Annotated in this window: 19 protein-coding genes; 7 read left to right on the plus strand and 12 right to left on the minus strand. The window is 72.3% G+C overall.

Annotation, left to right across the window (positions count from 1 at the left end):
• Positions 1-171: 171 nt before the first annotated feature.
• Together I601_RS02800 and I601_RS02805 are read right to left on the minus strand one after the other, a co-directional pair.
• Complete coding sequence (locus I601_RS02800) at positions 172-1,002, minus strand: MaoC/PaaZ C-terminal domain-containing protein (protein WP_068106155.1); 831 nt, start codon at positions 1,000-1,002, stop codon at positions 172-174.
• Positions 999-1,760, minus strand: a complete 762-nt coding sequence (locus I601_RS02805) for an SDR family NAD(P)-dependent oxidoreductase (protein WP_068106156.1) — start codon at positions 1,758-1,760, stop codon at positions 999-1,001. Before I601_RS02805 ends, I601_RS02800 begins: the two co-directional genes overlap by 4 nt.
• Before the next feature lie 192 nt (positions 1,761-1,952).
• Between I601_RS02805 and I601_RS02810 the strand changes: the two genes are divergently transcribed.
• Positions 1,953-2,876, plus strand: coding sequence for a 3-oxoacyl-ACP reductase (locus tag I601_RS02810; RefSeq protein ID WP_068106159.1), 924 nt, complete (start codon positions 1,953-1,955; stop codon positions 2,874-2,876).
• Positions 2,877-2,892: 16 nt separating this feature from the next.
• On the opposite strand, the gene I601_RS02815 is transcribed toward I601_RS02810, so the two are convergent.
• Genes I601_RS02815 through I601_RS02825 form a run of 3 tightly spaced genes read right to left on the minus strand, consistent with a single transcriptional unit; the run spans position 2,893 to position 5,141 of the window.
• Positions 2,893-3,672: an SDR family oxidoreductase gene (locus I601_RS02815; protein ID WP_068106162.1), complete on the minus strand. Its 780-nt coding sequence runs from the start codon at positions 3,670-3,672 to the stop codon at positions 2,893-2,895.
• Positions 3,673-3,703: 31 nt separating this feature from the next.
• A complete protein-coding gene (locus I601_RS02820) occupies positions 3,704-4,459 on the minus strand; it encodes an SDR family NAD(P)-dependent oxidoreductase (RefSeq protein WP_068106165.1) in 756 nt (251 codons plus the stop codon).
• Positions 4,460-4,508: 49 nt separating this feature from the next.
• On the minus strand, positions 4,509-5,141 hold the full coding sequence (locus I601_RS02825) for a TetR/AcrR family transcriptional regulator (RefSeq protein WP_068106169.1): 633 nt from the start codon (positions 5,139-5,141) through the stop codon (positions 4,509-4,511).
• A gap of 214 nt (positions 5,142-5,355) precedes the next feature.
• Here I601_RS02825 and I601_RS02830 point away from each other — a divergent pair, with 214 nt between their 5' ends.
• Genes I601_RS02830 through I601_RS02840 form a run of 3 tightly spaced genes read left to right on the plus strand, consistent with a single transcriptional unit; the run spans position 5,356 to position 7,627 of the window.
• Positions 5,356-6,516: a Rieske 2Fe-2S domain-containing protein gene (locus I601_RS02830; RefSeq protein WP_068106172.1), complete on the plus strand. Its 1,161-nt coding sequence runs from the start codon at positions 5,356-5,358 to the stop codon at positions 6,514-6,516.
• Positions 6,516-6,833 carry a hypothetical protein gene (locus I601_RS02835; RefSeq protein ID WP_068106177.1) on the plus strand — a complete coding sequence of 106 codons (318 nt, stop codon included), beginning with the start codon at positions 6,516-6,518 and terminating at the stop codon, positions 6,831-6,833. The genes I601_RS02830 and I601_RS02835 overlap by 1 nt, the downstream gene beginning before the upstream one ends.
• Positions 6,830-7,627 carry an SDR family NAD(P)-dependent oxidoreductase gene (locus tag I601_RS02840; RefSeq protein ID WP_068106179.1) on the plus strand — a complete coding sequence of 266 codons (798 nt, stop codon included), beginning with the start codon at positions 6,830-6,832 and terminating at the stop codon, positions 7,625-7,627. Before I601_RS02835 ends, I601_RS02840 begins: the two co-directional genes overlap by 4 nt.
• A 101-nt stretch (positions 7,628-7,728) precedes the next feature.
• Here I601_RS02840 and I601_RS02845 read toward each other — a convergent pair whose 3' ends face one another.
• The 5 genes from I601_RS02845 to I601_RS02865 all read right to left on the minus strand — a co-directional run bounded on the left by I601_RS02845 (position 7,729) and on the right by I601_RS02865 (position 14,058).
• Positions 7,729-9,186 carry an FAD-dependent oxidoreductase gene (locus I601_RS02845; protein WP_068106181.1) on the minus strand — a complete coding sequence of 486 codons (1,458 nt, stop codon included), beginning with the start codon at positions 9,184-9,186 and terminating at the stop codon, positions 7,729-7,731.
• A 1-nt stretch (position 9,187) separates the two neighbouring features.
• Complete coding sequence (locus tag I601_RS02850; protein WP_068106183.1) at positions 9,188-10,108, minus strand: VOC family protein; 921 nt, start codon at positions 10,106-10,108, stop codon at positions 9,188-9,190.
• Positions 10,109-10,169: 61 nt separating this feature from the next.
• Entirely contained in the window at positions 10,170-11,354 is a 1,185-nt protein-coding gene (locus I601_RS02855; protein ID WP_068106186.1) for an acyl-CoA dehydrogenase family protein, read from the minus strand.
• A gap of 113 nt (positions 11,355-11,467) precedes the next feature.
• Positions 11,468-13,192 (minus strand): FAD-binding protein, encoded by a 1,725-nt coding sequence (locus I601_RS02860; protein WP_068106189.1) that lies wholly within the window; start codon positions 13,190-13,192, stop codon positions 11,468-11,470.
• The gene (locus I601_RS02865) at positions 13,189-14,058 is read right to left on the minus strand and encodes an alpha/beta fold hydrolase (RefSeq protein ID WP_068106191.1); all 870 of its coding nucleotides are present in this window, start codon (positions 14,056-14,058) and stop codon (positions 13,189-13,191) included. Before I601_RS02865 ends, I601_RS02860 begins: the two co-directional genes overlap by 4 nt.
• Before the next feature lie 145 nt (positions 14,059-14,203).
• On the opposite strand from I601_RS02865, the gene I601_RS02870 reads away from it, so the two are divergent.
• A complete protein-coding gene (locus I601_RS02870; RefSeq protein WP_068106194.1) occupies positions 14,204-14,746 on the plus strand; it encodes a flavin reductase family protein in 543 nt (180 codons plus the stop codon).
• Positions 14,747-14,766: 20 nt separating this feature from the next.
• Here I601_RS02870 and I601_RS02875 read toward each other — a convergent pair whose 3' ends face one another.
• The gene (locus tag I601_RS02875) at positions 14,767-15,648 is read right to left on the minus strand and encodes an IclR family transcriptional regulator (protein WP_084527065.1); all 882 of its coding nucleotides are present in this window, start codon (positions 15,646-15,648) and stop codon (positions 14,767-14,769) included.
• Positions 15,649-15,817: 169 nt separating this feature from the next.
• Here I601_RS02875 and I601_RS02880 point away from each other — a divergent pair, with 169 nt between their 5' ends.
• Together I601_RS02880 and I601_RS02885 are read left to right on the plus strand one after the other, a co-directional pair.
• Positions 15,818-16,675, plus strand: a complete 858-nt coding sequence (locus tag I601_RS02880; protein ID WP_068106196.1) for a TIGR03619 family F420-dependent LLM class oxidoreductase — start codon at positions 15,818-15,820, stop codon at positions 16,673-16,675.
• A gap of 22 nt (positions 16,676-16,697) precedes the next feature.
• Positions 16,698-17,228 carry a nuclear transport factor 2 family protein gene (locus I601_RS02885; protein WP_068106200.1) on the plus strand — a complete coding sequence of 177 codons (531 nt, stop codon included), beginning with the start codon at positions 16,698-16,700 and terminating at the stop codon, positions 17,226-17,228.
• 110 nt (positions 17,229-17,338) lie between these two features.
• Here the strand turns inward: I601_RS02885 and I601_RS02890 are convergent, their stop codons facing one another.
• Positions 17,339-18,604: an HNH endonuclease signature motif containing protein gene (locus I601_RS02890; protein WP_068106204.1), complete on the minus strand. Its 1,266-nt coding sequence runs from the start codon at positions 18,602-18,604 to the stop codon at positions 17,339-17,341.
• Between the last annotated feature and the right edge of the window lie 81 nt (positions 18,605-18,685).

Consider the following 18,685-nt stretch of genomic DNA (forward strand, 5'->3'; position numbering starts at 1 on the left):
ACCTCGACGTGGTGGTCGGTGGGGTGCTGGTCGCATCCGGTGCATCCCTTCGGGTGGGGGCCGCGAACGGCCCGGTCAGGAGAAAGAGTAGGTAGGGGTGAGCCACGACACAGGGCTTCTCCCACTGACCGGGAGGACGTTGCGAGTGTCGGACCCGAGCGGCGGCCGGCCTCAGCCCACGGTGAGCGCGCCGCCGCTGATGGCCAGTCGGGTGTCGGTCGTGACGGCGAAGCGCAGGTCCCGGTCGGTGTCGCCCGCCCAGGAGTCGACCTCCAGCACGTCGCCGGGGAAGACCGGGGCGGCGAAACGCCCCTCGAGCAGGCGTACGTCGGCCGGGTGCGCGCCGAGGCTGCGCGCCAGCGGCAGGCTGGCCCCGACCAGCGAGGCCAGGCCGTGCAGGAACGGCCGCGGCTGGCCGGCGGCCCGCGCCGCCTGGGGCACGACGTGCATGTGGTGCCGGTCCCCCAGGAGCCGGTAGAGGACGGCCTGGTTGGCCGCGGTCGGGACCAAGTGCTGCCCGGTGGGCTCCCCCTCCGGCCGGCCGGGCGCACGCGGGCCGCGCTCGCCGCCGAAGCCGCCCCGACCCGGCGCGAACAGCGACCAGGTGGCGAGGAAGCAGCGGCTCTCGACGGTGACGTCGAAGACCGCGGCCGTGCCCTTGTCCCACACCGCGGTGACCCGGGCGCTGAGGTCCAGCTCGCCGGCCCGCGGCAGCACGTCGAGCACCTCGAGCCGCTGCGACCCGTGCACCGCGGTGGTCACGTCGAAGGCGCCGGCGCGACCCAGCGCGTCGGGAGCCCACTGCGCCAGGGTCAGCGCGAAGGTCGGCAGCACCCGCAGCCGGTCCTCGAGGACCAGGTCGAGGTCGTCGGGCGCGGCCCCGACGGCCAGGGCGTAGAGGATCGCCCGGGTCTCGTCGTAGCCGACGGTGCGCTCGCCCAGGTGCACGCCCAGCCAGTCGCCGGCGGGGGCGTCGGGGCCCGGAGCAGCGACCGTGCTCATCCGAAGAAGGCCTGGCCGCCGTCGAGCGGGAGAGTGGCGCCGGTCAGGTAGCGCAGGTCGCTGCCGACCAGGGCGACCACCGCGCGACCGATGTCGTCCTCGCAGTCACCGATGCGCCCCTGCGGGATCGTCGCGACGAACTCGGCGGCCTCCTCGGGGAAGCGCTCGGTCCAGCCCTTGAGCCCGGGCGACAGCGCGTGCGGGGCGATGTTGTTGGCGCGGATCCCGTCGCGGGCCCACTCGACCGCCGCGGTGCGGGTCAGGGAGCGCACCGCCTGCTTCGCCGCCGCGTAGGCGCCGTACGTCGTGGGGTCCCAGCGCACCATCGCGGAGGTGACCAGGTTGACGATGTGCCCGTCACCCCGGGCGGACAGGTGCGGGTGGCAGGCCCGCATGAACGCCAGCGTCGCGAGCGGACCGGACGAGAACGAGCGCTGCACGGCCTCGTCGGTGAGGCTGAGCAGCGGCCCGTAGGCGCCGGTGTAGGCGTTGTTGACGAGGATGTCGATGCGGCCCATCGTCTCGGCGACCTGGTCGACCACGGCGGCGATGGTGTCGACCTGCACGATGTCGCAGACGAAGGGCTCGGCGCGCACCCCGCGGGCCCGCAGCAGCTCGCAGGTGGTCTCCAGCGTGGCGGCGGTGCGCCCGACGACGGCGATCTCGACCCCCTCGGCGGCCAGCGCGAGGGCGATCCCCTGCCCCACGCCCTGCCCGGCACCGGTCACGAGCGCGACCTGTCCTGTCAACGAAGCCATCGTCCCACCTCACGTCGAGCGCCCGCGGGGTCGCGGATCGCGCCCATCATGGGTGCCGATGCCGAGGCCCCGCCCGCTGCTCTCCTGCTCAGTGGAACCTCCGGGGGGACCATCCGACGACCGCTCCTAGGGTCGGGCCGACCGGCCGGGGCACCAGGTCCCGACGCCGAGGACTCGAGGAGACGTGAGCCGATGGGCAGCACCGACCTGACCGGACGCACCGCGATCGTGACAGGCGCCGGCGCCGGCCTGGGCCGGGCCGAGGCGCTCGCCCTGGCGGCCCAGGGCGCCAACGTGGTGGTCAACGACATCGGCGACGCCGCCGACGCGGTGGTCGCGGAGATCCAGGCGATGGGTCCCGGGGCCGTGGCCGTCAAGGGCGACGTGGGCAGCTGGGCCCTGGGCGAGGAGCTCGTCGCGGCGGCCGTCGACGGGTTCGGCAGCCTCGACGTCGTGGTGAACAACGCCGGCATCACCCGCGACACGATGCTGTTCAACATGTCCGAGCAGCAGTGGGACGACGTCGTCCGGGTGCACCTCAAGGGGCACGCCGCGGTGTCGCGGGCGGCGGCCGTGCACTGGCGCTCGGCGTCCAAGGCCGCCGGTGGCCCCGTGTACGGGCGCGTGGTCAACACCGCCTCGGAGGCCTTCCTCTTCGGCGCACCCGGCCAGGCCAACTACGCCGCCGCCAAGGCCGGCATCGTCGCGCTGACGCTGTCGACCTCCCGCGGGCTGTCGCGCTACGGCGTCACCGCCAACGCCATCTGCCCCCGCGCGCGCACCGAGATGACCTCGAGCGTCTTCGCCGACGACGCCGACACCGGCCGTCTCGACATCCTGGCGCCGGAGCGGGTCGCCACGCTGGTGGGCTACCTCGGCTCGCCGGCCTCCGAGCGGATCAGCGGCCAGGTGTTCATCGTCTACGGCGACTTCGTGGCCCTGATGGCCGCCCCGACCGTCGAGAACACCTTCACGGCCGCGGACGGCACCTTCACCACCGCCGAGATGGACCAGCAGCTGGGCTCCTACTTCGCGGACCGCCCGGAGCACCGCACCTACGCGGCGTACAGCGTCGCGAAGCTGGACACCACCGGGATCGAGACCCTCAACGGCTGAGTCCGGCCCGACCGGCTCAGAAGTGGTCGGCCGACCGCAGCGTGGCCTCGGCGCCGCCGTCGACGTAGACGACCTGGCCGGTGACGTGGGTGTTCTCCGCGCTCACCAACCAGGCGGCGAGGGCGGCCGGGGCCGCCGGCGGGGCGTAGCCGTGGAGCGGCATCGGCACGGCGGCGTCCATGACCTGCTTCATCTGCGGGTCGGCGACCAGGGCGGTGGTCATCGGGGTCAGCACCACCCCGGGGGCGACCACGTTGACGGGGATGCCGGCGTCGGCCCAGCCGGGTGCGACGCAGGTGCGCCGGGCCCACTGGGCCAGGGCCGACTTCGTCGACGGGTAGATCTGCGACGGGTGCCCGGCGGCGACGACCACCTCGTCGGCCCGCTCGAGCGCCTGCTGCTCGTCGTCGGCCAGCAGGGCCTCGACCAGCGGGGCGTACGACGGCTGGGTCCCTGAGATCGAGCCGACCAGCACGACCCGGCCGTCCGAGGAGGCGGCCAGCAGCGGCTGCAGGCCGGTCGCGAGCTCGGTGCTGCCGAAGTAGTTGACGCGGACCATCGCGGGCCCGGGGATCGAGGTGCCCGCACAGGTCACCAGCCCGTCGAGCCGGCCGTCGGCCCTCTCGGCGATCGCCCGGACCGCCGCGGCGCGCCCCTCGGGGCTCGCGAGGTCGGCCACCACGTCGGCGTCGGCGAGGTCGACCCCGATCACGGTGTCGCCCCGCTCGGTGAGCAGCGCAGCCAGGGTGGCCCCGATGCCGGAGGCGGATCCGGTGACGGCGATGGTGCGGTTCATGGGGCCTCCAGGGGCTCGGGTGTCAGAGGTGTCAGATGTGGGAGCCGCCGTCGACCCGGAGGTCGACGCCGGTGAGGTAGGCCGCGTCGCGCGAGGCCGCGAAGACGATCGCGCCCGCGAGCTGGTCGGGGGTGGCCGGCCCCCAGGGGGACCGGATCCGGTCGAAGTAGGAGAAGTCGAGACCGGCCAGGGACGCATCGCCCCCGACCGCACGGGTCAACGGGGTGTCGACCTGGCCCGGCGAGACCGGGACGACCCGGATGCCTCGCCCGGCCAGCTCCGCGGCCAGGCTGAGGGTGAAGCCGAGCACGGCGCCCTTCGAGGCGGAGTAGGCGCTCATGTAGGGGTTGCCGTGCGCCGCCGACGACGACGCGACGTTGACGATCACGCCGGCGCCCTCGGGCAGGTGCGGCACCACCTCGCGGCAGAACACGGCGGTGCCGACGAGGTTGATCTCGAACAGCTCACGCAGGTCCGGGACGCTGAGGGTCTCGATGGGGGTGGTGCGGTGGACCCCGGCGGCGTTGACGAGCACGTCGATGCTCCCCAGCTCCTGGTGGGCCCGGGCGACCGCAGCGACGACGGCCGCCTCGTCACGCACGTCGACGACCTCCGTGACGACGCGCCCGCTGCCCAGCGCCCCCTGCGCCGTCTCGGCCAGGCCGTCGCCGTCGCGGTCCACGACGTACACCGCGGCCCCCTCGGTCACGAGACGTTGGACGGTGGCGCGTCCGATGCCGGACCCGCCACCGGTGAGGACGACGTTGGTGCCGCTGAAGCGGTGCATGCCGGGGAGCGTAGGGATCCGGGTCACACCCGGGGACCGAGGATTCCGATCAGCGGGAGGAGCGTTCCTCGGCGCGGGGGTACTCGCTGTCGACCAGGAGCCGGCAGGCCACCCGGACGTCGTCCTCGGCCTCCTCCATGGGGATGCGGCCGTTGAGGACGGACGTCAGCACGCCGTACCAGCAGTGCACCACCAGCCGGACCCGCCGGTCGTCCTCGGTCGAGGGCTCCGCGATCCCCGCGGTGTCGAGCACCAGCTGCTGGAACGCGACGTCGTTGGGGCTCTGCTCCCCCGCGGCGGAGGCCAGGGCCTGGGTCTTGTTGTTGGCCTGCATCATCGCCAGGGAGAGCAGGGGGCTACGCACCATCTGGCGGGTCATGGAGATCAGCAGGTCGGCGATCGCGCCCGCCGGATCCTGCGCGCTGCCCGAGGACGGGGCGGAGTAGCCGCGCGACACCTGCCACCGCATCACGGCGGTGAAGAGGTGCGCCTTGGAGGGGAAGTAGCGGTACAGGGTGGCGATCGCGACCCCGGCCGCCTTGGCGACCTCGTGCATCTGGACCCGCTCGTAGCCGCTCTCGGCGGCCAGCCGGGCCGCCGCCACCAGGATCCGCTGGTAGCGCTCGTGCTGCTCCGCCGAGCTCGGCTCGGCCGGTGCTCGGTCCTCCGCGATTCGTGGCACGTCGTCCTCTCCGACCTGGTGGCACGACGATGCTGGGCGCATGCTGTGGATGTGCGGCCCCATCGTACCGATGAGTGGGACCGATCACACGTCGCCGGCAGGGGCCGCCGCAGACTCGCACGAGAGAGCACCAGCGTCGCTGGGCAGGACGAGGTGGGGCCGGACCGGTCGGCACCACCTCCGTCCGCCCGGCACAGGGAATAGGGAGAGACACATGGCTGAAGTCCAGGACGAGGTCCGCCAGATCGAGTCGGGGGCCGCCCCCACCCGGTACGCCCGTGGGTGGCACTGCCTGGGGCTGTCCCGGGACTTCGCCGACGGCGAGCCGCACGAGATCAAGGCCTTCGGCCAGAAGCTCGTGGTGTTCGCGGGCGAGGACGGCCAGCTCAACGTGCTCGACGCCTACTGCCGCCACATGGGTGGCGACCTGTCCAAGGGCACGGTCAAGGGCAACGAGATCGCGTGCCCCTTCCACGACTGGCGCTGGGGCGGCGACGGCCGCTGCAAGCAGATCCCCTACGCCCGTCGCGTCCCGCTGCGCGCGCGCACCGCCACCTGGCCCACGATGGTCCAGGACGGCATGCTCTTCGTCTGGAACGACCCCGAGGGCAACAAGCCCCCCGAGGACGTCACCATCCCCACCATCGCCGGCTACTCGGACCCCGAGTGGACCGACTGGGTCTGGTACACCACGACCATCCAGGGCGCGAACTGCCGCGAGATCGTCGACAACGTCGTGGACATGGCGCACTTCTTCTACGTGCACTACTCGTTCCCGACCTATTTCAAGAACGTCTTCGAGGGCCACGTCGCCACCCAGTTCATGGAGGGCGTCGGTCGCGAGGACATCGCCCGTCCCACCGCGAGCACCGAGGGCCCCAAGAGCCTGGGCACCCACTCGGTCGCCAGCTACTACGGGCCGTCGTTCATGATCGACGACCTGACCTACCGCTACGAGGGCGGCCACGACGTCCCGAGCGTGCTCATCAACTGCCACTACCCCGTCGACGAGAACACCTTCGTCCTCCAGTACGGCGTGATCGTCAAGAAGCAGCCCGGGCTCGACGACGAGCAGGCCACCGCGATGGCGCAGACCATGGGTGACTTCATCCGCATCGGCTTCGAGCAGGACGTCGAGATCTGGCGCACCAAGGCGCGCATCGACAACCCGCTGCTGTGCGAGGAGGACGGGCCCGTCTACCAGCTGCGTCGCTGGTACGAGCAGTTCTACGTCGACGTCGCCGACATCGAGCACGAGATGACGGAGCGCTTCGAGTTCGAGATCGACACCACGAAGCCGAACGAGGCGTGGCGCCGGGAGGTCGAGGCCAACATCGCCCGTCGCGCGGCGGCCTCGCAGGAGCAGACCGTCTGATGGCGGTGCGTCCCGACGTCCGGCTCGAGACCGCGCCCATGCAGGCCGTGTCCTGCGGCACCTGCGGCGCCCGCGTCCAGGCCCGCAAGAGCAGCTGGGAGCAGACCAGCATCCAGTGGACCGACGAGGCGGTCGCGTCCTGCGTGGAGCGTCGTGCCTCCTCCCCCCGGCCCGGTCCGAACGGGGGGACCTTCACCGGCTGCGTCGCGCTGCGCGACTCGCTGCGCGAGGCCGCCGTCCGCGGCGACCTCGAGGTCGTCTCGGGTGAGCCGCTGCCGACCAACCCCGACGCCCTGCACGAGGAGAGCCGCTCATGATCGACGTCTCGACCTACGGCCCGTGGGCCGTCATCGCCGGTGGCTCCGAGGGAGTCGGTGCCTCGTTCGCCGACCAGCTCGCTGCGGCCGGCCTCAACCTCCTGCTGATCGCCCGCAAGCCCGGGCCCCTGGAGGAGACCGCCGAGGCCGCCCGCGCCCACGGCGTCGAGGTGCGCACCCTGGCCCTCGACCTGACCCTGCCCGACTCGGTCAAGCGCATCCAGGAGGCCACGGCCGACGTCGAGGTGGGCCTGCTGGTCTACAACGCCGGCGCCAACGCCTACGGCTCCGAGTTCGTCGAGGGTGACCTGGAGCGCTTCCAGCAGGTCATCGACCTCAACATCACCGCCCAGCTCGCGCTGGTGCAGCACTTCGGCGCGGCGATGAAGCAGCGCCGTCGCGGTGGGCTGCTGCTCATCGGCTCGATGGCCGGCTTCATGGGCGCGGCCCAGATCAGCATCTACGCCGCGGTCAAGGCCTTCTGCCGCACCTTCGCGGAGGGCCTGTGGCTGGAGATGTCCGACCACGACGTCGACGTCCTCGAGTTCGTGCTCGGGGTGACCCGGACGCCGGCCATGGTCCGCGGCGGGCTCAACATGGACATCCCCGGCTTGCACGTCTCCGAGCCGGAGGACGTCGCCCGCCAGGCGCTGGCCCAGCTCAAGAACGGGCCGGTCCAGATCGCGGAGGGCAACCAGCGGCTCATCGAGAAGCGCAGCGGTCACGACCGCGCCACGCTGCTGCGCGAGGCACGGGAGCGCTCGAAGAAGATGCTGCCCCCCAGCACGAGCTGACGGTCCCCAGGACCGACGAGGAGAGCCGGAGCCCCCGCGGGGGCTCCGGCTCTTCCTGTTCGAGGGTCGTGCCGTGGCGGGGGCTCGTGCCGTGGGGCGGGTCAGCCGCGGGCGGCGCGCCGACCCGCACGGCGACCGAAGAAGGTGCCGTCGCCCAGGGAGGTGCCGGAGATGTAGCCGTCGCCGTGGACCCCCGAGGCGGCCCGACCCGCGGCGTACAGGCCCGGGAGGAGCCCGCCGCCGACCGTGCGCACCTCGCCGTCCACCGTGGTGGCCAGCCCGCCCAGGGTGAAGCCCTGGAAGCCGGTGCCCGCCGGGGCCGCGCTGCCCTGGGCGAAGAACCCGATCCGCGGGTCGACCGCGGCCCAGGGGCCCTCGAGCACCCGCAGCCAGCGCGGGTCCTTGTGGAAGAGCGGGTCCGCTCCCCCGGCCGCGTGCCGGTTGTACTCCGCGACACCGGCCTCGAGGCTGCCCGGCACCATGGCGAGCTCGGCCTCCAGCTCGGCCAGCGTCTCGGCGGCGTACGTCGGGCGCACGCCCATGGCGTCCTGCTCGGGGACCGACTCCAGGCCGGCCTCGTCCATCAGCACCCAGCAGGGACCGGGCTGGTGCAGCGCCGCGTGACTGTAGAGCCCGGGGTAGACGTCCTCGTTGATGAAGCGTCGTCCGTGGGCGTTGACCAGCATGCCGCGGCACGCCATCGCCGGGACGGCGGTGTAGGCGGCCTCGACGGAGCCCATCCGGCGGGTGGCCGCGCCGAGGACGCTGGCCATCTCGATGCCGGAGCCGTCGTCGAGCCCGTCGCTGACCTTGCCGTGGCCCAGGAGCACCGGCGCGTGGTCGGTGAGCATCTGCTCGTTGTCGACGAACCCTCCGGTGGCCAGCACCACCCCGCGCCGGGCGCGGTAGTGGACGGTCTCGCCGAAGCGCGTGGCCCGCAGGCCCACGACCCGGCCGGACGCGTCGACGACCAGGGACCGGGCACGGGTGTCGACGTGGGTCTCGACACCGGCGGCCTCGGCGGTCGCGAGCAGCGCCGTCATCACCGTCTGCCCCGCCCAACCGCTGGTCGCGGGCCGGTGCCCGCGAGGCACGGGACGGGCCGCCTCGTTGTAGGGCCAGGCGTTCTCGCCGAGCCACATCAGGCCGTCCTGGGTGAACGGCATCCAGGTCGGGGCGTCGTACAGGGAGCCCTCGAAGGTGATCCCGCACGAGCGGAACCACTCGAAGTGCTCCAGGCTGCCGTCGCAGTAGAGCCGCAACTTCTCCTCGTCGGCGTGCGGCCCGAGGGCAGCGACGAGGAAGGCGAACATGTTGTCGGCGTCGTCCTCGAAGCCGCACGCCTGCTGCACCGCGGTGCCGCCGCCCAGGTAGAGCTCACCGCCGGACTGCGCGGAGGAGCCCCCGGGGCCCGAGGCGCGCTCGAGGGCGAGCACGGAGGCGCCGGCCCGCGCGGCCTCCATCGCCGCCGCCGCGCCGGCACAGCCGACCCCGACGACGAGCACGTCGACCTCGTGGTCGAACTCCGCCACGTCGGCCAGGTCCACGGCGCGGGTCATCTCAGCTCGTGGGGCTGAAGGCGGCGAGCGGTTCGGAACCCGACCAGTCGTGGCCCCAGTAGCTGTCGGCGGTGATCTCCTCGGCGGTGTACCAGCTCTCGTCGACCAGCGATCCCTCGCAGCCGTACTCGAGGTCCCAGCCGCCGGGGGCGCGCACGTAGAACGACACCATCTTGTCGTTGGTGTGCCGGCCCAGGGTCGAGGAGAGCGAGAAGCCGTGCTTGTTGACCTCGTCCAGCGCCCGGCCGACGGCGTCGAGCTCGTCGACCTCCATCATCAGGTGCACCAGGCCTGGTGCCTCACCGTGCGGCGCCGGGCAGACGGCCAGGCTGTGGTGCCGCTCGTTGACACCTATGAACCGGACCCGGCGCGCGGGGCCGGGGGCGGCAGGACCGCCGAGCCGGATCGCCCCGCGGGGCAGGAAGCCGAGGACCTCGGTGTAGAAGGCCACGGTCTCCTCGGGGCGCGTCGTCGGGAGGACGACGTGGCCCATGCCCTGCGAGCCCGTGACGAACTTCTGGCCGTAGCCGGTCAGCACCGGGCTGTGGTCCAGGATCGGGCCGAAGAAGACCTCGGTCGGGGTGCCCGCGGGGTCGTCGAAGCGGATGGCCGCCTCGACCCGCCGGTGGTCGCACTCCTCCTGGGACAGCACCTTGACCCCGAAGCCTGCGGCCTCGACGGCCCGACCGACGTGGGCGAGCGCGAACTGGTCGCGCACCTCCCACCCGACGGCGAGCACGTGGTCGGTGTCCCCCGGCGAGACGACCAGGCGCGCGGCCCGCTCGTCCATGCGCAGGTGCAGCGCCCCCGCCTCGGGACCGGAGGTCTCCTGCAGGCCGAGGCACTCCACGGTCAGCTCGCGCCAGCGGGGGATGTCCTGGCTCTGGACCAGGAGGTAGCCGAGGCCTCGGATCTGGGTCATGGTCGTTGCTCGTCCTTCGTGTCGGGGGTGGAGCGGGTCGTGCCGGGACAGACCGGAGGGGTCAGATCATCGAGAGCATCGGGCCCGGAGGCGGCATGAAGTCCATGTCCGTGAGGGCGGAGACGTGGAAGACCGAGCCCGGGACGTGGATGGCGTGCACCATGCCCATGTGCCCGTCGCGCCAGAAGCGCTGGATGGGGTTGTCCATGCGCATCCCGTTGCCGCCGGAGCGGGCGACGATCTCGTCCATGGCCCGCACGGCGCGCCACGCGGCGGCCACCTGCGTACGGCGCGAGTGCGCACGGTCGGCGAAGGTGATCTCCTCACCGTTCTGGACCTTGTCGTAGAAGCGCCGGACGTTGTCGATGAGCGCCACGCGCGAGGCGTGGATCTCGGCGGCGGCGTCGCTGAGCGCGAAGAGGACGTACGGGTCGTCCTTGACCTTGGTGCCGGTGATCTGGACCCGCTTCTGCTGGTACTCCAGCGAGGCGGCCAGCGCGCCCTCGGCGATGCCGATGACCGCGGAGGTGATGCCCAGCGGGAAGGCCGTGGTGAACGGGATGTGGTAGGTCGGGCTGGTCAGCCCGGCCTCGCGCGGCTGCGAGCCGTCCATGAACTTCGAGAACGGGATGGCGCGGTAGTCAGGGATGAACGCGTCCTTGACGACGACGTCCTTCGACCCGGTGCCGCGCAGTCCGACGACGTCCCAGGTGTCCTCGATGATCTCGTAGTCCGAGCGGGGCAGGATCACGTGGTAGTTCTCCGGGGGCATCAGCATGGTGCCCTCGGCGTCGCCGAGGAACGCGCCCAGGAAGATCCAGTCGCAGTGGTCGGTGCCCGAGGAGAACTGCCAGCGGCCGTTGAACACGAAGCCGCCCTCGACGGGACGCAGGATGCCCATCGGCGCGTAGGGCGAGGCGATCCAGGTCTCGTGGCTCTCGCCCCAGACCTCCTCCTGCACACGGGAGTCGCACATCGCCATCTCCCACGGGTGCACCCCCACGATCCCGGAGACCCAGCCGGTGGAGCCGTCGAGGCTGGCCAGACGCATCACGGCCTCCGCGAAGTCGGCGGGGTGCGCCTCGTGGCCGCCGTACTTGGCCGGCTGCAGCATCTTCATGACGCCGACCTCGCGCAGCAGCTCCGCGCTGCGGTCGGTCAGCCGCCCGAGCTCCTCGTTCGCGGCGCCGAGCGAGGCGATCTCCTCGGCCCGGTCCTCGATCAGGTCCAGCACTGACTTGCTCATGACATCCACCACTTCCTTGACCGGACCCCGTGCCCGCTCTCCAAAGGTCGCACCCGGGGGCACCACCCTGCTGGCCGACCTCCCGCTGATCGGGACGTCGCTGACTGCTCGGCTCAGCCGGTCCCGAGCGTGCTGGCCGCGTGCCGGCCGAGCTCCTGGCTCGCCGCGTGGCGGGCCGCGATGTAGCCGAAGACGATCGAGGGTCCGATCGTCGCGCCGGGGCCGGCGTACTCGTTGGCCATCACGGCCGCGGACGCGTTGCCGGTGGCGTAGAGGCCCTCGATGACCGAGCCGTCCTCGCGGAGCACGCGGGCGTGCTCGTCGCAGACCAGGCCGCCCTTGGTGCCGAGGTCGCCGATCTGGATGCGCACCGCGTAGAACGGCGCCTTGTCGATGACGTCGAGGTTGGGGTTCGGCAGCGTCGGGTCGCCGTAGTACTGGTCGTAGACGCTCCTGCCGCGACCGAAGTCCTCGTCGGTGCCGCTGCGGGCGAAGCCGTTGAACCGGTCGACGGTGCGCTCCAGGGAGCCCTCGGGCACGCCGATGCTCGCGCCCAGCTCGGCCAGCGTGTCGGCACGGTGCACCGTCCCGGCGTCGTAGAACGACTGCGGGAACGGCACGCCCGGGAGGATCTGGGCGTAGGGGTAGCGCGAGCGGGCCCGCGAGTCCATGACGCACCAGGCCGTCAGGTGCTGGCCCTCGAGCTGGTCGTGGACGAAGTTCACGTAGGGCGAGGCCTCGTTGGTGAAGCGCTCCCCCGTCGCGGAGACGATGACCTGGCCCGGGATGGCCCGCTCGGAGACCAGCGGGATCGTGGCACCCGAGGGGTGCTCGACCGACGGCATCCACCAGGCGTCGTCCATGAAGTCCAGCGCGGCTCCCAGCGACCGGCCGGCCAGGATGCCGTCACCGGTGTTCTCGACCGCGCCCAGGCTGTGGTTCTCCTGACCGCCCTCGGGCAGGTACGTCGCACGCATCTCGGCGTTGTGGTCGAATCCGCCGCTGGCCACCAGGACGCCGCGGCGTCCGCGCAGCCGCTCGGTGCGCCCCTCGCGGGTCACCTCGATGCCCGCGACGCGACCGGACTCCTCCACGAGCCCGGTCATCGTGGTCTCGAGCCACAGCGGGACGGAGGCGTCCTTGAGGGCCATCCGCATCCGCGCGGCCAGGGCCCGGCCGCCGGTGGCCATGTGCCGCCGGCGCACGACGTTGGAGGAGACCCGCCAGGCCGCGACGACCGAGGCCCAGCGGCCGCGCCAGGTGCGCTTGACCATCGCCAGGTCGTGGTAGTCCTTCGCGGTGATCCAGAGCCCGAGCGGGCCCTTCATGCTGTTGGGGCGCTGGAAGACCTCGTCCTCCTTCAGCTTGCGGGTGTCGAACGGCTTGCACTCGACCGAGCGGCCCAGCGGGCGCCCGCCCTCGAGCTCGGGGTGGTAGTCGGCGTAGCCCTTGGTCCAGCCGAGCTTCATCCACTTGGAACGGCCGATCAGCTCCATCGCGGCCGGGCCCTGGTCGACCAGGGCCTCGAGCCGGGCCTGCGGGACCTTGCCCTCGGTGAGCGCGTTGAGGTAGGTCAGGATCGACTCGCGCGAGTCGTCGTGGCCCAGCTTGCGCAGCGTCGGGTTGTTGGGCACCCAGATGCCGCCACCGGAGATGCTGGTGCTGCCCCCGAACTTGCTGGCCTTCTCGACCACGACGACGCTCAGCCCGACGTCGACCGCGGCGAGGGCCGCGGCCATCCCGCCGCCGCCTGAGCCGACGACGACCAGGTCGAACTCGTGGTCCCAACCCTGAGCGCTGTCCTGGGTGCTGGCCCGGGTGCTGTCCGGGGTGCTCATGCCTGCTCCTCCGCGGTGAGGAAGGCCAGCACGGTGGACTCCCAAGCGTGCTTCTGCTCGATCATGGCCCAGTGCCCGCACTGCGGGAAGATGTGCACCTGGGCGTCGGGGATGGTCCGCATCGGGATCAGCATCATGTCCAGGGGGCTGACCCGGTCGTCGCGCCCCCAGGTGATCAGGGTCTTGGCCTTGATCTGGTCGAACTGGGCCCAGCCCGGCGTCGCCTGGGCCGAGGTGCCGGACATCGCGAAGGCCGCGTCGATGGCGGCGCGGCTGTACATCCGCCGGGCCACCTCGAGGGTCGCCGGGTCGGTCGCCTGCGCCCAGCGCTGCTCGATCAGCTCCTCGGTGACCATCGCGGGGTCGAAGACCATCGAGCGCAGCCACGACACCAGCCGCTCGCGCGTGGGGTTCTCGGTGAACTCGACGAGCAGGTTGATGCCCTCACCGGGCGCGGGGCTGAAGAGGTTGCGCCCGATGCCGCCCACGGTGACCAGGCGGCGTACGCGGTCGGGCTGGGCGATGGCGAAGCGGGTGGCCACGCCGCCGCCCATCGAGTTGCCGATGACGTCGACGCGGTCGAGCCCGAGGCCGTCGAGGAACCTGCCGACGGCGGGCAGCGCCGCCATCATCGGGTGCTGGTCGGTGGTGTCGCTGACCCCGAAGCCGGGGAACTCGAGCACGAGACAGCGGAAGTGCTCGGCGAACGCGGCGAGGTTGTCGCCGAAGTTGCGCCAGCCGGTGACGCCGGGGCCGGACCCGTGCAGCATCAGCAGGGGCGGGCCGTCGCCGGCCTCGTGGTAGCGCAGGACGCCGGAGTCGGTCGTCAGCTCGCGCAGGGTGGATTCGTAGGTCAGCTCGCTCACCCGCTCAACGTAGGCGGGTCGATCGCGTGCCCGCGCGAGCGTCCCGGTGACCGGGAGGTGGGGTCCGGGGTCGGGCGCGGTGCAGGTCTAGGTTCAGTCAGGTGACCTCGGACCAGCACCGCTCGAACCCCCAGGAGGGCCCCCGATGAGCAGCACCGACCTCACCGGCCCCACACCCGTGGAGATGCGTCAGGCGATGGGCTGCTTCGCCAGCGGCGTCACCGTCGTGACCGGCGTCGACGACGGCGAGCCGGTCGGCTTCGCGTGCCAGTCCTTCGCCTCGGTCTCCCTCGACCCGCCGATGGTGCTGTTCTGCGCCGATCACCGGGGCCGGGCGTGGCCACGCATCCAGGCGGCCGGGGTGTTCACCGTCAACGTCCTCGGGGAGCACCAGGCCGACCTGTGCGACCGGTTCGGCTCCAGCCGGGGCGCGAAGTTCGAGGGCCTCGACTGGACACCGTCCGCGATCGGGACCCCGAGCCTGCACGACGTGCTCATGCGGGTGCACGCGGAGGTCCACGAGGTCGTCGTCGCCGGCGACCACGACGTCGTGATCGGCCGCGTGGTCCAGCTGGAGACCCCGGCGCCGGAGCGCCCGATGCTCTTCTTCCGGGGCCGATTCGGGGTCGAGGACCAGCACGAGTACACGGCCCCGGACCTGTGGGGCTGGGGCGACCACTGGGGCTGAGCCCCGGCGGGAGCCGGAGGTCAGCGCCCGCCGACGAGGTCGCCCATGGTGCGGGCGGTCCAGGGACGGGTCACGAGGTCGGCGTCGCGACGGGGCGCCTGGCGCTGGGCGCCCAGTCCACCGAAGAGCTCGACCGAGACGGCGCGGGCCGCGGCCAGCACCAGCGGCGCGATGCGCTCGACGTTGACCGCGAGGTCACCGACCAGCGAGATCGCGCCCAACGGGCCCTCGGGGCCCCGCACCGAGGCGGCGGCACAGGCGATGTCGGGGAAGCTCTCGCCGCGCTCGATCGCGATGCCGTTGCGGCTGCGGATGCGGTGGAGCTCCTGGTGCAGGGCGTCGAGATCACCGATCGTGCGACCGGTGAAGCGGTTCAGGCCGCCGGCGAGACGACGGTCGACCTCCTCCGGCTCGAGCCAGGCCAGCATGGCCTTGCCCAGGGCGGTCGAGTACGCCGGGGCGTGCCCGCCGACGCGGCTCGGCACGGCCGTGGCGAAGCGTCCGCCGAGCTTGTCGAGGTAGACGACGTCCGCCCCGTCGAGGGAGGCCAGGTGCGCGACGAGCCCCGTGCGGACCTGCAGGTCGTGGAGGACGGGGGCGGCGGCCGCCCGCAGCTCGCCGTCGACCTTGTCGCCCCCACCGAGGTCGAGGGCGCGCTTGCCCAGCGAGTAGCCGAACGGGGTGTGCGTGAGCCAGCTGAGCTTGACCAGCTGGTCGAGGATGCGGTGGGTCGTGGAGCGCGGCAGGTGCGTGCTCCGCGCGACCTCCTCGAGCGTCAGGCGGGCAGTGGGTGAGCCGAAGACGTCGAGGATCAGCGACATCCGCTCGACCATCGAGGGCGGCAGCTGGCGCGCCTCGGCGTCGGGGCCCTGGCCGGTCTGTTCCACGATCTGAGCGCTCATCACACATCTCCCAAAACTGAAATGAATTCTACCCTCGTGGCGAGAGTAGCAACACAGGGGTGTGTTGGGAAGCGGTCCCGCTGTCGCGCCTCCCGGTGACCGGGAACCTTTACCCGGACGAGGGCCGCCGGTGTTTCGCTCGAGCGAGCAACCGTCACGGAGGAGACCCATGAAGCTCGGCATCGTCAGTCCGGTCGTCACCGCCAACCCCGGCGCCCACGGCGACTGGGAGGCCAGCGCCGACATCGAGGAGCTCGGGCGGATCGCGGAGGCTGCCGACCGGCTGGGCTTCGACCACATGACCTGCAGCGAGCACGTCGCGGTCCCCACCGAGATCGCCCAGCAGCGCGGCGCGACGTACTGGGACCCGCTGCCCACCTTCGGCTACCTCGCGGCCCGCACCACCCGGTTGCGCCTGCTGACCCAGGTCCTCGTGATCGGCTACCACCACCCCCTGGAGATCGCCAAGCGCTACGGCACCCTGGACCGGATCAGCGGCGGCCGCCTGATGCTCGGCATCGGCGTGGGCTCGCTCGAGGAGGAGTTCGAGCTGCTCGGCGCCGAGTTCGCCGGCCGCGGCGCGATCGCCGACGACGCGCTCGCCGCGCTGCGCGCCTGCTGGGGCCGGCGCGAGCCGGAGTACCACGGTCCGCACTTCGACATCTCGGGCTTCATCGTCGAGCCGCACGGGGTCCAGGCCCGGGTGCCGATGCTCATCGGCGGCCGCACCCCGCGCTCGCTGCGTCGCGCCGTCGAGCTGGGCACCGGGTGGGTGCCGTTCGGTCTGTCGCTGGACCAGCTGCGCGACATGTTGGCGACCCGCGAGCTGCCCGAGGACTTCGAGGTCATCCTGTCGACCGGCAGGCTGCTCGACCCGAGCGCCGACCCCGAGGCCGCCGTCGAGCGCCTGCGCCGGGTCCGCGCCGCCGGCGCCACGTTGCTGACCACCACCGTCCAGGCCGAGTCGGCCGAGCACTACTGCGAGCAGCTCGAGGCGCTGGCCGTCCTGGCCCGCGACCTCGACTGAGAACCGGACCCAGGAGATCACCGTGAGCACAGACCAGACCGCCGATCAGACAGCCGAGCAGACTGCTGCCCGGCTCGCCGCGCTGGAGCAGCGGCTGCAGGTGCTCGAGGACGAGCGCGAGATCGTGGCCCTGCTCAGCACCTACGGCGCACTGGCCGACTCCGGCAGCGCCGAGGAGGTGGCGGCGATCTGGGAGCCCGACGGCGTCTACGACAACGACGAGGTCAGCATGGTCGGTCGCGACCAGCTGGTCGCGATGATCAACTCGGGCGGACACCAGGGCTGGATCCGCGGCGGCTGCGCCCACTTCAACGGCCCGCCCGCCGTCACCGTGCACGGTGACACCGCGGTGGCGGTCACCCACTCGCTGATGGTGGTCCACACCGACGACGGCTTCGTCGTCCGGCGTGCCACCGCCAACCACTGGCAGCTGCGGCGGGGAGCCGAGGGCTGGCGCGCCACCGTGCGCACCGGCCGACTGCTGGACGGGCGCCCGGAGTCGCCGGCGCTGCTGGCCGCCGGGGTGCGCGGACAGCTGCCTCCCCGGGCCTGATCCCCCTACCGGGGGAGCGGGACGTAGCCGCACAGGACCGCACGCCGCTCCCCCACCAGCTCGACGCCTTCGACGAGGTGCCGCAGTGGGGCAGCCGAGTGGACCTGTTCCTAGGTCCGTCGGTGGAACCGGACCTGGTTGTCGGCGCCGACGTCGGCCTCGTACTCCGGGTCGTGGATGCGGCGGTGGTGGACCGGGCACAGCAGCCGGCCCCGGGCGACTTTCGTACCGTGCCCGTGGGACCAGGGGTCGTCGTGGTGGGCGTGGCACATCGCGGGCGGGGCGTCGCAGCCCTCGGCGGTGCAGCCCCGGTCCCGCACTGCGAGAGCGATCCGCTGGGCGTAGGTGAAGAACCGGCGGGTCCTGCCGACGTCGAGGGGTTGGCTCTTCCCACCCAGCACGACCGGGATGATCCCGGCCTCGCACGCCAGCCGCCGTGCGGTCGCGGCGGAGACCCGAGCACCGGTGTCGAGGGTCGCGGCGGCCAGTCCGCCCATCAACGACGCTGCGGTCATCGTCACCACCACGGTCGCGTTCACCCCGCCCGCCCGAGGCAGGGCTGCGGGGTCGAGACGCTCGATCAGCTCCACGAACGCCGCACCCAGACGCTGTGCGGTCGGCCGACGTACCGGCACCGGCGCCTGATCGTCCTGGCCGTCTTGTCCGGTGCGCGTAGCGATCTGGTGCTTGGGTGCGGCGAACGCCAGCAGCGCCCGCTCCAGCATCTGCCCGACCAGCAGCGGCACCGTGAAAGACCCCTTGCAGCGACCCTCGCCGTCCTCACGGATCCGGAACACCGCCGCCTTCTCCGCCTCCCGCTCGGCCTTGGCCAGCTGCTCGGCCTCCCACGCCTCAGCCACCTCCGGGGCGACGACCTCGAGGATCCGACGCCCCAGGATCCTCAACGCCTTCGCGTCGTGGATCTCGGCGTAGGCGACCAGCGCCTTCGCGGCCTGCTCCAGCACCCCGGCGTCCAGGTCATCGGGCAGCACCTCCAGCGCTGCGGTGATCACGCCCGCCTGCTCGGCGTTGAGCTCACCACGACCCAGCGCCTCACGCACGACGCCGTACCGCTCCAGACCGGTGGCGAGGCGGACCTCGCGGAACGACTCCCGCTTCGTCGACCGGGTCGCGTAGGCGTGCCACACCGCCAACGACGGCGAGGCGTTGCGATCCTGGACCGCCACGGCCTCCGCCTGGACCAGCGCCCGCGAGCGGAGCTCGACCAACCTCGCCTCGGCCCGTGCGATCTGCACCAGCACCTCAGCGGCGTCGGCCTGGCCCATCGACCAGGCCGGGGTCTCAGCGACGTCGTCCAACACCGAGTGCACCCGCGCGACAGCGTCGCCGATGGGGTGCAGTGCCGTCGCGGTCATGGGGCCATTCTCCCAAGCCGCTAGGTAAAACGCCAGGTCAAACGGCGTTTTCCACAGGCGGATCGAAAACTTTTTCGAGCG

The sequence above is a fragment of the Nocardioides dokdonensis FR1436 genome (genome assembly GCF_001653335.1).
In the GTDB taxonomy this organism is placed as follows: domain Bacteria; phylum Actinomycetota; class Actinomycetes; order Propionibacteriales; family Nocardioidaceae; genus Nocardioides; species Nocardioides dokdonensis.

Bases quoted from the DNA above. Each gene is read 5' to 3' on its own strand.
- I601_RS02800 (WP_068106155.1), bottom strand. From the start codon at position 1,002: ATGAGCACGGTCGCTGCTCCGGGCCCCGACGCCCCCGCCGGCGACTGG.
- I601_RS02805 (WP_068106156.1), bottom strand. From the start codon at position 1,760: ATGGCTTCGTTGACAGGACAGGTCGCGCTCGTGACCGGTGCCGGGCAG.
- I601_RS02810 (WP_068106159.1), top strand. From the start codon at position 1,953: ATGGGCAGCACCGACCTGACCGGACGCACCGCGATCGTGACAGGCGCC.
- I601_RS02815 (WP_068106162.1), bottom strand. From the start codon at position 3,672: ATGAACCGCACCATCGCCGTCACCGGATCCGCCTCCGGCATCGGGGCC.
- I601_RS02820 (WP_068106165.1), bottom strand. From the start codon at position 4,459: ATGCACCGCTTCAGCGGCACCAACGTCGTCCTCACCGGTGGCGGGTCC.
- I601_RS02830 (WP_068106172.1), top strand. From the start codon at position 5,356: ATGGCTGAAGTCCAGGACGAGGTCCGCCAGATCGAGTCGGGGGCCGCC.
- I601_RS02835 (WP_068106177.1), top strand. From the start codon at position 6,516: ATGGCGGTGCGTCCCGACGTCCGGCTCGAGACCGCGCCCATGCAGGCC.
- I601_RS02840 (WP_068106179.1), top strand. From the start codon at position 6,830: ATGATCGACGTCTCGACCTACGGCCCGTGGGCCGTCATCGCCGGTGGC.
- I601_RS02845 (WP_068106181.1), bottom strand. From the start codon at position 9,186: ATGACCCGCGCCGTGGACCTGGCCGACGTGGCGGAGTTCGACCACGAG.
- I601_RS02850 (WP_068106183.1), bottom strand. From the start codon at position 10,108: ATGACCCAGATCCGAGGCCTCGGCTACCTCCTGGTCCAGAGCCAGGAC.
- I601_RS02855 (WP_068106186.1), bottom strand. From the start codon at position 11,354: ATGAGCAAGTCAGTGCTGGACCTGATCGAGGACCGGGCCGAGGAGATC.
- I601_RS02860 (WP_068106189.1), bottom strand. From the start codon at position 13,192: ATGAGCACCCCGGACAGCACCCGGGCCAGCACCCAGGACAGCGCTCAG.
- I601_RS02870 (WP_068106194.1), top strand. From the start codon at position 14,204: ATGAGCAGCACCGACCTCACCGGCCCCACACCCGTGGAGATGCGTCAG.
- I601_RS02875 (WP_084527065.1), bottom strand. From the start codon at position 15,648: ATGAGCGCTCAGATCGTGGAACAGACCGGCCAGGGCCCCGACGCCGAG.
- I601_RS02880 (WP_068106196.1), top strand. From the start codon at position 15,818: ATGAAGCTCGGCATCGTCAGTCCGGTCGTCACCGCCAACCCCGGCGCC.
- I601_RS02890 (WP_068106204.1), bottom strand. From the start codon at position 18,604: ATGACCGCGACGGCACTGCACCCCATCGGCGACGCTGTCGCGCGGGTG.